We start from the raw sequence: 14,431 nt of genomic DNA, 5'->3' as shown, positions 1-14,431 counted from the left end.
GAGGAAGAAAGAATGGCAGATATAGAAAAGAAACCAATTAAAATAACTGAGACTATTCTGCGTGATGCGCACCAGTCACTGATCGCTACACGTATGACGACAGAACAGATGCTTCCGATCGTAGACAAGATGGATAAGGTTGGGTATCATTCCGTGGAGTGCTGGGGCGGCGCCACATTCGACGCATCCCTGCGATTCCTTAAGGAAGATCCATGGGACAGACTGCGCAAGTTCCGCGACGGGTTTAAAAATACAAAGCTTCAGATGCTGTTCCGCGGACAGAATATTCTCGGATACCGCCCGTACGCTGACGATGTTGTGGAATATTTCGTTCAGAAATCTGTCTCCAACGGAATCGACATCATCCGTATCTTTGACTGTCTGAATGACCTTCGCAACCTTCAGACAGCTGTTACGGCCGCCAATAAGGAGAAGGCAGAAGCGCAGGTAGCTCTCTCTTATACGCTCGGAGATGCCTATACGTTAGAATACTGGGTGGACATAGCAAAAAGAATCGAAGAAATGGGAGCCAATTCGATCTGTATCAAGGATATGGCGGGACTCCTCGTTCCGTATAAGGCGACAGAGCTTATCGGAGCGCTCAAAGAAGCGGTGGACCTTCCGATCCAGCTGCACACGCACTACACATCCGGTGTTGCGTCCATGACATATCTGAAGGCAGTCGAGGCCGGCGTTGACGTGATCGATACTGCAATGTCACCGTTTGCGCTCGGCACATCCCAGCCGGCGACGGAGGTTATGGTGGAAACCTTTAAAGGCACGCCGTATGACACGGGATTTGACCAGAATCTTCTTGCGGAGATCGCGGATTACTTCCGTCCGATCCGTGACGAAGCACTCACCAGCGGTCTGCTCAATCCGAAAAACATGGGTGTCAATATCAAGACACTGCTGTATCAGGTGCCGGGAGGCATGCTTTCCAACCTGACTTCACAGTTGAAAGAGCAGGGAGCAGAAGACAAATACTACGATGTTCTGGAAGAGGTTCCGAGAGTGCGCAAAGATCTGGGCGAACCTCCGCTTGTAACACCTTCTTCACAGATCGTCGGCACGCAGGCTGTGTTCAACGTGCTGATGGGTGAGCGTTATAAAATGGCTACAAAAGAGACGAAAGATGTGCTGAGCGGAAAGTACGGTGCTACCGTGAAGCCGTTCAATGAAGATGTGAGAAAGAAAGTTCTTGGCGACGACGCCGAGATCATCACCTGCCGTCCGGCTGATCTGATTCCGGATGAACTTGACACGCTGCGCAGTGAGATGGCACAGTGGAGCCAGCAGGATGAGGACGTTCTGACATATGCTCTGTTCCCGCAGGTAGCTACAGACTTCTTTAAATACAGAGAAGCGCAGCAGACTAAAGTTGATCAGACAATGGCAGACACGGAAAACGGAAGTTATCCTGTATAAGAGCCTGGAAAGGCGCAGCCCCGGCCTTGTCCGTCAAGAATGACGGAAGAGGACGGGGCATTTTCATATTGAAGAATAAAAGAATCTGGTATATAATTAGATGTTGCGAAATATTGAAAAAGAGGATTATGGGACATGGGAAGCAAAAATGAGTTACTGCAGAAAATAGATGAAAAGTATGCAAAATTCAGCAAAGGGCAGAAAAAGCTGGCCGGTTTTATCCGCGAAGACTATGATAAGGCTGCGTTTCTGACTGCCGCCAGGATGGGCGAAGAGGTGGGGGTCAGTGAATCCACGGTCGTCAGATTTGCCACAGCGCTCGGATATGACGGCTATCCGGGCTTTCAGAAGGCGCTCGGGGAACTTGTGCGCACGAAGCTTAACTCAATACAGCGGATGGAAGTGACTTATGGAAGGATCAGCCAGGGAGAGATCCTGAATACTGTGCTTCAGTCTGATATAGAGAAGATCAAGCTGACCATGGGTTCTATCGATCACGAGACTTTTGAGATGGCGGTAGATACCATATTGAACGCAAGGCGTATCTATGTGATCGGCATACGCAGCTGCGCTCCGCTTGCCAGCTTCCTTAGTTTTTACCTGAATCTCATATGTCCGGACGTAAAAGCGGTGAATACGAACAGTTCCAGCGAGATATTTGAGCAGCTCATCCGTATCAGCGAGGAAGATGTCATCATAGGGATCAGCTTTCCGCGTTATTCCATGCGCACATTAAAAGCGCTGGAGTTTGCGAGCAACCGCAAGGCGAAGGTGATCACATTAACGGACAGTATCCATTCACCGATGAATCTGTATTCCTCCTGCAATCTGATAGCCAGAAGTGATATGGCTTCCATCGTAGACTCGCTTGTTGCACCGCTCAGCGTTGTCAACGCGCTTGTTGTCGCGCTCTGTATGAAGAAGCAGGACGAGGTGATAACGACACTTGAGACACTTGAGAAAATATGGGACGAGTACCAGGTATACAGCAAAGACGAGCTGAACATGGTAAACAACAAGATGGAGCTTAGCGGTTCCGAAGAAACGGGCAAGGAATAAAAATGAGCAAAGTACTGATAGCGGGCGGAGGCGCGGCGGGAATGTGCGCGGCGGCCGCAGCCGCTGAAAATGGACATGAAGTCCACATATATGAAAAAAATGACAGACTTGGAAGAAAGCTGTTCATAACAGGCAAGGGAAGATGTAATATCACAAATGCCTGTGATATGGAAGGGCTGTTCGACGCAGTGGTAAGTAATTCCAAGTTTTTATACAGCAGTTTTTACAGTTTTACAAATGAGGATGTCATTTCCTTTTTTGAGAGAATTGGCGTGAAGACAAAAGTGGAGCGGGGAGACAGAGTATTTCCGGCTTCCGATCATTCGTCGGATGTGATCCGGGGACTGGAGCGTGAAATGGAGCGTCTCGGCGTCCACATCCATCTCAGTACAGCTGTCAGACAGATCAAAGCAGCCGATGGACGGTTTGAGAAGATCGTTACCGACGGCGGGCGTGAGGTCCCGGGAGATGTGTGTATCGTTGCGACAGGAGGCCTGTCGTACCAGGCTACCGGTTCCACCGGGGACGGACTGCGTTTTGCAGAAAACCTCGGGCATACAGTGACAGAGTGTATGCCGTCACTTGTCCCGATGGAATGTAAAGAAGAATGGGTGAAGGAGCTTCAGGGACTGTCGCTGCGAAATGTCCGCGCGGCGGTTTATGACGGCAGGAAGAAGCTGTATGAGGATTTCGGGGAAATGCTGTTCACACATTATGGGGTGAGCGGACCGCTCATGCTCACCGCCAGCAGCTATGTGGGAAAGAAGCTGAAACAAAAGGAATTGCAGCTGCTGATCGACCTGAAGCCGGCGCTGTCGGAAGAACAGCTCGATCAGCGCGTACTCCGGGATTTTGAAGAGAACCGCAACCGGCAGTTTAAAAATGCGGTCGGGAGATTATTCCCCGCAAAACTTGTCCCGGTCATGATAAAATTAAGCAGTATTGATGCTGAAAAGAAGGTCAATACCATCACAAAAGAAGAGCGCCGGCAGTTTGCGGGGCTCATAAAGCATCTGCCTGTCACGCTGACCGGACTCAGGGATTACCGCGAGGCGATCATAACGCGGGGCGGCGTCAGCGTAAAGGAGGTTGACCCCGGTACGATGGAGTCGAAGCTTGTGAAAGGGATATGCTTCTGCGGGGAGGTACTTGACCTTGACGCGCTGACCGGAGGGTTTAACCTGCAGATCGCCTGGTCTACCGGTCATGCCGCGGGAGCTGGAATTGTTTGACATGACAGAAGAACAAAGACAAGTGAGGAAGAAAAATGGGATATAAAATAGCGATCGACGGGCCGGCAGGCGCAGGGAAAAGCACGATAGCAAAGCTCGTTGCAAATAAGAAAGGATTCATTTACGTAGATACCGGAGCGATGTACCGGGGGCTGGCGGTCCATTTTCTGGACAGAGGGATCGTCCCTGATGACAGAGAAAGGATAGTGCGGGCCTGTGAGGACGCGGATGTGACCATCCGCTATGAGAATGGCGTCCAGCAGGTATACTTAAACGGTAAGAATATAACGTCAAGACTACGCACGGAGGAGGCCGGCAATATGGCCTCAGTAAGCTCGGCAATACCGGAAGTGCGCGCGAAACTTCTGGAACTGCAGCGCAGTCTGGCAGAAGATCAGAACGTGATCATGGACGGCAGGGATATCGGCACTTGCGTGCTGCCGGATGCGGATCTGAAGGTGTTTTTGACGGCAAGCGTAGATACGAGAGCAAGACGCCGCTATGAAGAGCTGAAAGAGAAGGGGACCGCCTGCCGGCTCGAGGAGATAGCAGCGGATATCGAGGCGAGAGACCTGCGTGACACAACACGTGAGACCGCGCCTCTTAAACAGGCGGAGGATGCGGTTCTCATCGACAGTTCCAACATGTCGATCGAAGAAGTCGTGGATGCGATCGTGCGCCTGTGCTCATAGGAGATGAGGAGAACTATATGAAGATTGAACTTGCGAAGACAGCCGGATTTTGTTTCGGCGTTAAGCGGGCGGTTGAAACTGTGTATGAACAGATACGGCTGCATGAAGGTGAGAAAATATATACTTACGGCCCCATTATTCACAATGAGGAAGTTATAAAAGATATGAAGCTGCACGGCGTTGAAGTGCTGGAGACGGAGGAAGAACTGGATGGGCTCAAAGACGGGACCGTCATTATCCGTTCCCACGGAGTGCCCAGGTCGGTCTGTGACAGGCTTGACAAAAAAGGGATCGGTTATGTGGATGCGACCTGTCCGTTTGTGAAAAAAATCCATAATATCGTAATGGAAGAAAGCAGGAAGGGCGCTCATATCATCATCATAGGAAACAGCGCGCACCCTGAGGTGGAGGGCATAAAAGGATGGGCAGGAGACAAGGTCACAGTCGTCCAGAATGCAGAAGAAGCAGAGCGGTTTTGTATAGAAGATAAAGAATGCCGGATATGTGTAGTGTCACAGACGACATTTAATTACAATAAATTCAAAGATTTAGTTGAAATTATCGTAAAAAAGGGGTATGATATAATTGTTTTAAATACGATTTGCAATGCAACCAAAGAGCGGCAGGAAGAGGCCAGGGACATTGCAGACAGAGTAGAGGCGATGCTTGTCATCGGCGACAGGCGCAGTTCCAATACCCAGAAGCTATTTGAAATCTGCAGCGATGCATGTAAGGATACGTACTATATACAGACACTTGACGATTTGGATATGAATCAATTAAGGTCCGTGGAAACAGTAGGTATTACAGCAGGGGCATCCACGCCCAACAAAATAATTGAGGAGGTTCAAAATAATGTCGGAATTAACTTTTGAACAAATGTTAGAAGAGTCTTTTAAGACAATCAGAAACGGTGAGGTGGTAGATGGTACTGTCATTGACGTAAAGCCGGATGAAATCATCTTGAATATAGGTTACAAGGCGGATGGTATCATTACAAGAAGTGAATATACGAATGAACCGAATGTTGATCTTACTACCATGGTTTCTGTCGGCGACGAGATGACTGCCAAAGTCTTAAAAGTAAACGACGGCGAAGGTCAGGTGTTATTGACATATAAGAGACTGGCAGCTGAAAAGGGCAATGAGAGACTGAAAGAAGCCTATGAGAATAAGGAAGTGCTGAAGGCACCTGTGGCCCAGATCCTCGGCGGCGGTTTAAGTGTTGTGATCGAAGAGGCTAGAGTTTTCATCCCTGCAAGCCTTGTGTCAGACACTTATGAGAAAGATCTGAGCAAATACCAGGATCAGGAGATCGAGTTTGTGATCAGCGAGTTCAATCCGAGAAGAAACAGAGTGATCGGAGACAGAAGACAGCTGCTTGTGGCTGCGAGAGCAGAGAAACAGAAAGAACTGTTTGAAAAGCTTCAGATCGGCGATACAGTAGAAGGAACTGTTAAAAATGTAACAGATTTTGGAGCGTTTATTGACTTGGGTGGTGTTGACGGACTTCTCCATATTTCCGAAATGTCATGGGGACGTGTTGAGAATCCGAAGAAAGTATTCCAGGTTGGCGATATTGTAAAAGTATTGATCAAGGATATCAATGACACGAAGATAGCGCTGAGCCTTAAGTTCCCGGAGACGAATCCGTGGGCCAACGCGTCCGACGATTATGCAGTCGGAACGAGCATCACAGGAAGAGTGGCAAGGATGACTGATTTTGGCGCGTTTGTTGAACTTGCACCGGGTGTGGATGCGCTGCTTCACGTATCACAGATCTCCAGAGCACATGTGGATAAACCGTCCGATGTACTGTCGGTAGGACAGGAGATCACAGCAAAGATCGTTGATTTAAATGAGGCGGAAAAGAAGATCAGTCTCAGCATGAAGGCATTGGAGCCGGACACACCGGTACAGGAAAGTGTAGAAGATGTTGCGGATGATGCGTCAGAGACATATGAGGATACAACAACCGAACAATAATGCGGTATATGATCCGTGTCGAAATTAGGAGATAGAGACTGTATAGTCTCTATCTTTTATATGTTAAAATTTCGACAAGATGTACTTGGAAATATACAAAGAATTGCCTGTATTTACTAGATAAAGCGGGTATTTTCTTGTATAGTATATAAAGAGAAAACAGGAAGGAAGGAAAATGGGATGGCATTGTTAACGTTTAAGGGTGGTGTGCACCCTGATGACGGCAAGAGCCTGGCAAAAGATAAGGCGATTGTCGAAGTAAAACCGAAAGGTGATCTTGTATATCCGGTTTCCCAGCATATCGGAGCGCCTGCCAGTCCGATCGTCGAGGTGGGTGAACGTGTATTAAAGGGTCAGAAGATTGCAGAAGCCGGAGGATTCGTGTCCGCACCGGTCTATTCTTCTGTGTCCGGAACAGTCAAGGCTATAGAGCCGCACCTGAATCCGACAGGGGCAACTGTGAACTGCGTCGTGGTTGAAAACGACGGTGAATATGAAGAAGCAGAGTATAAGCCGGCAAAACCTCTGGACGAGATGACAAAAGAAGACATTTTAAATGCGATCGGTGAAGCAGGAGTTGTCGGCATGGGCGGCGCCGGATTCCCGACAAGGGTAAAGCTTTCGCCAAAGGAGCCGGACAAGATCGATTATATTATTGCAAACTGCGCGGAATGTGAGCCTTATATAACCGCAGACTACAGACGTATGCTGGAGACTCCGGAAAAACTCGTCGGCGGAATGAAAATAGTGCTTAAGCTGTTTGACAACGCAAAGGGTATTTTTGGTGTGGAGGATAACAAACCGGATTGTATAGAAAAGCTCAGAGAGCTGACAAAAGACGAGCCGCGAATGGAAGTGCTCGCATTAAAGACTAAATATCCGCAGGGCGGTGAGCGTCAGCTCATCTACGCGACGACGGGAAGGGCCATTAATTCTGCAATGCTTCCTGCAGACGCAGGATGCGTGGTGGACAATGTGGAGACAATGATCAATATCTATCAGGCCGTGGCAGAAGGCAGACCGTCAATAGACCGCGTCGTTACCGTGAGCGGGGATGCCGTAAATGAGCCGGGTAATTTTAAAGTGCTGTTCGGAACGAATCAGGCTGAGCTCGTGGAAGCGGCAGGCGGATTCAAAGAAGAGCCTGAGAAGGTGATCTCCGGCGGGCCTATGATGGGATTCTCCATGTTTACACTGGACGTTCCGATCACGAAGACGAATTCGTCTATTCTCTGCCTTACGAAAGATGAAGTGGCCAAATATGAGCCGACCGCATGCATCAACTGCGGCCGCTGTGTGGAAGCCTGTCCGAGCAGGCTGATCCCCTCAAGACTGGCGGATTATGCGGAACATCACGATGAAGAGGCATTTACAAAACAGGAAGGGCTGGAGTGTATGGAATGCGGTTCATGCAGCTATGTATGTCCTGCAAAACGTCCGCTGAAACAGTCCATCGGTTCTATGAGAAAAATTGCGATGGCCAACCGCAAGAAAAAATAAACTAGAAATGAGAGGAAGAGGTGAACTAACGTGGAGAACAATATAAAAATGTCATCTTCACCACACATACGTTCCAAAGTCACTTCAGCCAATATTATGCTGTGTGTGACGATCGCGCTGCTGCCTGCGTCGGCGTTCGGCGTTTGGAACTTCGGACTGCCCGCGTTTATTATGCTTTTAAGCACAACGGTCTCGGCAGTTTTAACAGAGTACATTTATGAGAAGCTGATGCACAGAAAAGTCACGATCAATGACTTCAGTGCTGTTGTAACTGGTCTGCTGCTCGGACTCAACATGCCGGCGTCCGCTCCGTGGTGGATGGGCGCGCTCGGCAGTGTGTTCGGTATCCTTGTGGTAAAGCAGCTCTTTGGAGGGCTGGGACAGAACTTTATGAACCCTGCTCTTGGAGCGAGATGTTTTCTGCTCATATCTTTTACAGGACAGATGACGACCTTTATCTATGACGGAGTGACAGGACCGACCCCGCTTGCGCTGCTCAAGAGCGGGCAGTCTGTAGATTCAATGAAGATGCTCGTCGGTACGATACCGGGAACAATAGGAGAGACTTCCGTGATCGCCATTATAATCGGAGCTATTTTCCTGATACTGATCGGCGCTATCGACCTTCGTATTCCTGGTACATATATTGTTACATTTGTGATCTTTATCGGCATCTTCGGACAATTCAGCAATGCAAATGTCGGATTCTTCGATGTGCAGTATATTACGGCGCACCTTTGCGGCGGCGGCCTTATGCTCGGCGCCTGGTTTATGGCGACCGACTATGTCACGTCACCTATCACGAAGAGGGGGCAGCTTGTATACGGAGCCATGCTTGGCATACTGACCGGACTGTTCCGTCTGTTCGGCGGTTCCGCAGAAGGCGTTTCCTATGCGATTATTATCAGTAACCTTTTTGTACCGCTGATCGAGAAGGTTACTCTTCCAAAACCATTTGGTAAAGGAGGAGAAAAATAATGAATAAAATTGTAAAAAATGCGATCATCCTCACAATAATCACGCTTGTGTCAGGTATCGGCCTTGGCTTTGTATATGAGATCACAAAGGAGCCGATCGCGCAGGCACAGGATGCGGCCAAGAAGGAAGCATGGCAGCAAGTGTTCCCTGAGGCGTCTGCGGATGATTTTAAAGAGACAGATGTAGATATGAAGGCGGCTGACAAGGCGGTCAAGGACCTGGGCGTAAAAGCTACGATCGACGAAGTCTGTGAGGTTCAGGGCGGTGAAGCCGGATATATCGTCACAGCGACCGACAAAGAAGGATACGGCGGTGATATAAAGATCACAGTCGGTATCAAGAATGACGGGACGGTAAGCGGAATCTCGATTCTTTCCATCAGTGAGACTGCCGGCCTTGGAATGAGAGCGACAGAGCCTGCATTTTACAAGCAGTATGAAGGAAAGCAGACAGACAGATTCGTTGTGTCCAAGGATGGCGGAGACGGGGAGCCTATCGATGCATTGAGCGGAGCAACGATAACATCAAGAGCGGTAACCGGAGCGGTCAACGCTGCTCTCGGATATTACCAGAATGCATTTTAAGGAGGTAGTGTGAGATGAATAAATGTACCGAAAGAGTATATAACGGTTTGGTCAAAGAAAATCCTACCTTCGTCCTGATGTTAGGTATGTGTCCAACCCTCGCGGTGACAACATCCGCAATAAACGGTGTAGGTATGGGTCTGTCCACGACAGTCGTACTTGTGCTTTCCAATATGTTGATATCCATGCTGCGCAAGATCATCCCTGATTCAGTCAGAATGCCGGCATTTATCGTAATCGTGGCGTCCTTCGTTACTATCGTACAGTTCCTGCTGGAAGGATTTGTTCCAAGTCTGTACGATTCTCTTGGGATCTACATTCCGCTGATCGTTGTTAACTGTATCATCCTTGGCCGTGCAGAGAGCTACGCGTCCAAGAACCCGGTACTTCCGTCTATCTTTGACGGTATTGGGATGGGGCTTGGATTTACGGTAGGCCTCACGGCGATCGGTGTTGTGCGTGAGATCATCGGTGCCGGCAAAGCATTCGGATTCCAGCTTCTTCCACTGGCAGACAGTTCTGTCGGAAAAGCAGGCTATGTTCCGGTCACCATTTTTATCCTTGCACCGGGAGCATTCCTTGTTCTCGCGGGGCTTACGGCTCTTCAGAACAAAGTGAAGAATAACGCGGCAAGAAAAGGAAAGAAACAAGTAGAGACAGTATCCTGCGGAGAAGGCTGTGCATCATGTACAAACAGCGCGTGCGGCGGCAAAGTTTTTCCGACAGGAAATGAGAAAGAATAGGAGGAGTACATAGATCATGAGAGAATTACTTATTATAGCAATTGGTTCTGCGCTCGTTAATAACGTTGTACTCAGCCAGTTTTTGGGAATCTGTCCGTTTCTCGGTGTATCAAAGAAAGTAGAGACCGCGGCCGGAATGGGCGGCGCAGTTATCTTCGTTATCACGATCGCGTCTTTTGTGACGAGTCTGATCTACAAGTTCATTCTTGCAAATGAAGCGATCATGGGAGGCAAATTAGTCTACTTACAGACTATCGTATTTATTCTTGTTATTGCCTGTCTTGTGCAGTTTGTTGAAATGTTCCTTAAGAAGGCCATACCGTCGCTGTATCAGGCGCTCGGCGTATACCTTCCTCTGATCACGACAAACTGTGCGGTCCTCGGCGTTGCACTTACGAATGTACAGAAAGAATATTCTGTTTTACAGGGTGTGATCAATGGGATCGGTACTTCCGCAGGTTTTGCACTTGCGATCGTGATCATGGCAGGTATCCGTGAGAAAATCGAGTATAATGACGTATCAGAATCTTTCCAGGGAACTCCGATCGTATTGATTACGGCAAGCCTTATGGCGATTGCGTTTTTCGGATTCTCCGGACTAATATAGGAGGGGCTGACAATGAGTGTAACAGGTATTATTATGGCTGCTGTAATCGTGGGCGGCACCGGATTATTCATTGGTGTGTTCCTTGGGATTGCAGGAAAGAAATTTGCAGTTGAAGTAGATGAGCGGGAGGAAGCCATCATGGGGGTACTTCCAGGTAATAACTGCGGCGGCTGCGGATACGCCGGCTGCTCTGGTCTGGCTGCGGCCATTGTAAAAGGTGAGGCGGAAGTTGGCGGATGCCCCGTGGGCGGGGCGCCGGTTGCCGCAAAGATCGGTGAGATCATGGGCCAGGAAGCAGGAGAGCAGGTACATCAGGTAGCTTTTGTTAAGTGTGCGGGTACGTGTGAAAAGGCAAAACAGGATTATGAGTATCACGGTGTAAATGACTGTATCATGGTGAATATGATGCAGAATGGCGGACCGAAATCCTGTAATTACGGCTGCCTTGGAGAAGGAAGCTGTGTGAAAGCATGTCCTTTTGATGCCATTCACGTTATCGACGGGGTTGCCGTGGTAGACAAAGAGGCATGTAAAGCATGCGGGAAGTGTATCGCTGCGTGTCCGAAGCGTCTGATAGAGCTTGTTCCGTATGACCAGAAACATCTCGTACAGTGCAGTTCAAAAGATAAGGGCAAGGATGTGATGAAAGCCTGCTCTGTCGGATGTATCGGCTGTAAAATGTGCGAGAAGGTATGCCAGTTCGATGCGGTAAAGGTTGTAGACAATATCGCATACATAGATTCCGAGAAATGTACGAACTGCGGTGCATGTGCTGAAAAATGTCCGAAAAAGATCATTCTGTAGTGCAAAAAAAGGACAGCGGGGCCGGTTTTCTGTGCGGGAGGGATTTCTCCCGGCACGGAAACCGGCCCTCTTGCATTTATACAATGTGCATGATAAAATAGCGTTAATATGATCGAGGAGGACATTACGATGGAGAACAACTTTGACAACGCACCTGAAAATACGAACGAAGAGGCCAACTCCCAAAAAGAAGAGAATACTGGGGCGCATGGGACGAACCCGCAGAGCACGCAGTATACATACACGGATCCGAATGAAGGCTACAGTCAGAACAGTACGTACGGACAGGACGCGGCTCCCGGACAGTACGGATACAATGGCAACAGCAGCAGTCAGAACAGCCGGGGAAGCTATCAGGACAATTATAATTACAATGTGGGAAATAATGAAGGTTATAATACGAACTACGATACAGGCATGGACCAGAGTCCCATGTCCATGGGAGACTGGCTTCTTACCATTTTGATCATGACGTTTATTCCGTGTGTGGGCATTATTCTTTATTTTGTGTGGGCATTCGGAAAGAACGGAAATATCAACCGGAGAAACTACTGCCGTGCATACCTTATAATTATGGGAATTGCGGTCTTATTGGCAATAATCTTTTTGTTCATATTCGGAGTTGCCTCTATCGGAACATACAGATATTACTAGAAAGTGAAGCAGCGCAGCTGCAGGATCTGATATAACGGAAATAAAAGAGTCAGGGTCTGGCATGTGATTCGCGTGCTGTCCCTGACTCTGTTTCCTGTATTTTATTTTTGGAAATTACTTGAATAATGAATCTCATTGTCGTCCGTGATAAATACTGCGTCTACATTGTCCAACTGGTCTATGAGTTTCATGCCTCTGTCATAGCCGAGAAGAAAACATGTAGTGCTCAGCGCGTCCGCGGTGAGTGAGGAGTCGGTAATGATCGTAACGCTGTACAGGTTGTTTTTACATGGGTATCCGGTGGCCGGATCCAGTATATGATGATATATCGTCCCGTCCTTTTTAAAATATCTCTGGTAGATGCCCGATGTGACGACCGACTGGTCGGAAATGCGTACGGAAGTGACGGGATTTCCGCTCTCGTCAAACGGTTTCTGGATACCGATGTTGTAATCAGAACCGTCCAGCTTTGTACCGAGGGCGAGTACATTTCCCCCCAGGTTGATGAGCGCGTGCTTCACACCCTGTTTTTCGAGATAATCCTTCAGGCGGTCTGCAATGTACCCTTTTGCGATGGCGCCCAGGTCGATCCCGGCCTCCGGGTCTGAAAGGGAGACTTTGTTGTCCGATATGACAATGTTCTTGTAATTTACATGGCCGGCTGCCGCGGCGGCATCTTCCGGGGAGGGCGGGACAGGATCTTCCGCCTGAAAATCCCAGAGGTTTACGACCGGGGCGATGGTGATGTCAAACGCGCCGCCGGATAATTCACTGTAATAGATTCCTTTTTTAATGAGCTTGACCGTCTCATCCGACACTTCCACAGGGACGCCGCCGGCGCTGTTGATGCGGGATATTTCGCTGTCTTCATTTGTGCGGGAGAACATGGCGTCATATTTTTTGCAGAGTGTCTCGCAGCCTTTCAGGACATCCTCATCCACGCTGTCCAGGATCTGAACGGAGATCACCGTGTCAAAAAGGGTATCCGTATACGTCTGGCTGTCACGTTCTTTCGGAAGGCCGGAACAGCCGGTCATGAGCAGCATAGCTGCAGTGGCGAGTGCTGTAAATTTTTTATATTTCATAAAACACCTCATATTTATACTTATTTGTAATTATTATTATATAGAACAGTCTCTTCTTACTGCCCATCGTTCATATTATACCACGAACGGGAGGATATGCAATCGAAATTAGGATCGTGACATGTAATCGAACATGTGGTTGCGGGGGAAGGTTTCTTGTGCTAGAATAGTCCATAGAGAGAAAAGGCAGGTATATGAAAAATGAAGTTAAAGAAAAAAGACTGGATTCTCATACTTATTATCGTATGTGTCGCCGGAGGAGCTTTTCTGTTTCATCAGGTCGTGGGAGGCAGAGGCGCCAACTGCGTCACGGTGAAGGTGAATGGAGAGATCGAAGGTACGTACAGTCTGTCGGAGGACAGAGAAGTCAGTATCAACGGCGGGACAAATATTCTTCAGATCAAAAACGGGAAAGCGAGTATGATAAGCGCTGACTGCCCGGACCAGCTCTGCGTGCATCAGAAGGCGGTATCCATGAATCATGAAAATATCATCTGTCTTCCGAATAAAGTAGTCGTGGAAGTGGAGAGCAGTGAAGAGAGCGAATTCGACGCTGTGACCAATTAGGAGGATACCGGGGTGAAAAACAGGGTAGCTTATTTTGGTGTGTTCACTGCGCTGGCGCTCATATTCAGCTATGTGGAGACTCTCATACCGTTCCATATAGGGATTCCGGGAGTCAAATTGGGACTCGCCAATCTGATCATCGTTGTTGCATTGTATAAGATGAGCCTGAAAGAGACTTATCTCTTATCTGTCGTGAGAGTTGTGCTTTCAGGATTTATTTTTGGAAATTACTTCAGTATTATCTACAGTCTCGCCGGAGGACTTCTCAGCCTGACAGTGATGGCGCTTCTGAAAAAGAAGGGCGGATTCAGTATCTTGGGAATCAGCATCGCCGGGGGTGTGTGCCATAATATCGGACAACTTGTCATCGCCATGGCCGTGGTGGAGACGTTCAGTGTCATATACTACATACCTGTACTGCTCATTGCCGGGCTTATCACCGGTCTGCTGATCGGGATCGCAGCCGACGGCATGCTAAAGCGTCTTGTCAATATTATTTTTTAGGAGGAACT

Annotated in this window: 16 protein-coding genes; 15 read left to right on the top strand and 1 reads right to left on the bottom strand. The window is 48.5% G+C overall.

The genetic code is table 11. The annotated features are described in order from the left end of the window. The first annotated feature begins 12 nt into the window (after positions 1 to 12). The 13 genes from LAJLEIBI_RS09040 (at position 13) to LAJLEIBI_RS18220 (ending at position 12,267) form a co-directional block, all read left to right on the top strand. Positions 13 to 1,428 carry an oxaloacetate decarboxylase subunit alpha gene (locus LAJLEIBI_RS09040; RefSeq protein WP_040434595.1) on the top strand — a complete coding sequence of 472 codons (1,416 nt, stop codon included), beginning with the start codon at positions 13 to 15 and terminating at the stop codon, positions 1,426 to 1,428. A 135-nt stretch (positions 1,429 to 1,563) separates the two neighbouring features. Further along, the gene (locus LAJLEIBI_RS09035) at positions 1,564 to 2,487 is read left to right on the top strand and encodes a MurR/RpiR family transcriptional regulator (RefSeq protein WP_006441499.1); all 924 of its coding nucleotides are present in this window, start codon (positions 1,564 to 1,566) and stop codon (positions 2,485 to 2,487) included. A 2-nt stretch (positions 2,488 to 2,489) separates the two neighbouring features. Beyond that, complete coding sequence (locus LAJLEIBI_RS09030) at positions 2,490 to 3,719, top strand: BaiN/RdsA family NAD(P)/FAD-dependent oxidoreductase (protein ID WP_006441497.1); 1,230 nt, start codon at positions 2,490 to 2,492, stop codon at positions 3,717 to 3,719. Between the two features lie 35 nt (positions 3,720 to 3,754). Further along, positions 3,755 to 4,411 (top strand): (d)CMP kinase, encoded by a 657-nt coding sequence (cmk, locus tag LAJLEIBI_RS09025; protein WP_006441496.1) that lies wholly within the window; start codon positions 3,755 to 3,757, stop codon positions 4,409 to 4,411. 17 nt (positions 4,412 to 4,428) lie between these two features. After that, positions 4,429 to 5,286, top strand: a complete 858-nt coding sequence (ispH, locus tag LAJLEIBI_RS09020) for a 4-hydroxy-3-methylbut-2-enyl diphosphate reductase (RefSeq protein WP_040434594.1) — start codon at positions 4,429 to 4,431, stop codon at positions 5,284 to 5,286. Further along, positions 5,267 to 6,397, top strand: coding sequence for a 30S ribosomal protein S1 (gene rpsA / locus LAJLEIBI_RS09015; RefSeq protein WP_006441494.1), 1,131 nt, complete (start codon positions 5,267 to 5,269; stop codon positions 6,395 to 6,397). The genes ispH and rpsA overlap by 20 nt, the downstream gene beginning before the upstream one ends. A gap of 180 nt (positions 6,398 to 6,577) precedes the next feature. Next, positions 6,578 to 7,897, top strand: a complete 1,320-nt coding sequence (rsxC, locus tag LAJLEIBI_RS09010; protein ID WP_006441493.1) for an electron transport complex subunit RsxC — start codon at positions 6,578 to 6,580, stop codon at positions 7,895 to 7,897. A gap of 48 nt (positions 7,898 to 7,945) precedes the next feature. Beyond that, positions 7,946 to 8,875: an RnfABCDGE type electron transport complex subunit D gene (locus LAJLEIBI_RS09005; protein WP_040435277.1), complete on the top strand. Its 930-nt coding sequence runs from the start codon at positions 7,946 to 7,948 to the stop codon at positions 8,873 to 8,875. Then, a complete protein-coding gene (locus LAJLEIBI_RS09000) occupies positions 8,875 to 9,459 on the top strand; it encodes an RnfABCDGE type electron transport complex subunit G (RefSeq protein ID WP_006441491.1) in 585 nt (194 codons plus the stop codon). The genes LAJLEIBI_RS09005 and LAJLEIBI_RS09000 overlap by 1 nt, the downstream gene beginning before the upstream one ends. 14 nt (positions 9,460 to 9,473) lie before the next feature. Further along, complete coding sequence (gene rsxE / locus LAJLEIBI_RS08995) at positions 9,474 to 10,202, top strand: electron transport complex subunit RsxE (protein WP_006441490.1); 729 nt, start codon at positions 9,474 to 9,476, stop codon at positions 10,200 to 10,202. Positions 10,203 to 10,218: 16 nt separating this feature from the next. Continuing rightward, positions 10,219 to 10,809 (top strand): electron transport complex protein RnfA, encoded by a 591-nt coding sequence (locus LAJLEIBI_RS08990; protein ID WP_006441489.1) that lies wholly within the window; start codon positions 10,219 to 10,221, stop codon positions 10,807 to 10,809. A 12-nt stretch (positions 10,810 to 10,821) separates the two neighbouring features. Then, positions 10,822 to 11,613: an RnfABCDGE type electron transport complex subunit B gene (locus LAJLEIBI_RS08985; protein ID WP_006441488.1), complete on the top strand. Its 792-nt coding sequence runs from the start codon at positions 10,822 to 10,824 to the stop codon at positions 11,611 to 11,613. Between the two features lie 129 nt (positions 11,614 to 11,742). Next, complete coding sequence (locus tag LAJLEIBI_RS18220; RefSeq protein WP_205689551.1) at positions 11,743 to 12,267, top strand: cytochrome c oxidase subunit II; 525 nt, start codon at positions 11,743 to 11,745, stop codon at positions 12,265 to 12,267. Positions 12,268 to 12,368: 101 nt separating this feature from the next. On the opposite strand, the gene LAJLEIBI_RS08975 is transcribed toward LAJLEIBI_RS18220, so the two are convergent. After that, positions 12,369 to 13,352 (bottom strand): FAD:protein FMN transferase, encoded by a 984-nt coding sequence (locus LAJLEIBI_RS08975; protein WP_006441486.1) that lies wholly within the window; start codon positions 13,350 to 13,352, stop codon positions 12,369 to 12,371. Between the two features lie 201 nt (positions 13,353 to 13,553). Between LAJLEIBI_RS08975 and LAJLEIBI_RS08970 the strand changes: the two genes are divergently transcribed. Together LAJLEIBI_RS08970 and LAJLEIBI_RS08965 are read left to right on the top strand one after the other, a co-directional pair. Continuing rightward, positions 13,554 to 13,919, top strand: a complete 366-nt coding sequence (locus tag LAJLEIBI_RS08970) for a NusG domain II-containing protein (protein ID WP_006441485.1) — start codon at positions 13,554 to 13,556, stop codon at positions 13,917 to 13,919. 12 nt (positions 13,920 to 13,931) lie between these two features. Next, positions 13,932 to 14,423 carry a Gx transporter family protein gene (locus tag LAJLEIBI_RS08965; RefSeq protein ID WP_006441484.1) on the top strand — a complete coding sequence of 164 codons (492 nt, stop codon included), beginning with the start codon at positions 13,932 to 13,934 and terminating at the stop codon, positions 14,421 to 14,423. The last annotated feature ends 8 nt before the right edge of the window (positions 14,424 to 14,431 follow it).

The sequence above is a fragment of the [Clostridium] hylemonae DSM 15053 genome, from assembly GCF_008281175.1.
Classification (GTDB): Bacteria; Bacillota; Clostridia; order Lachnospirales; family Lachnospiraceae; genus Extibacter; species Extibacter hylemonae.
Note: the sequence above shows the minus strand (reverse complement) of the source record. Positions and strands in the feature narration are given on the sequence as shown.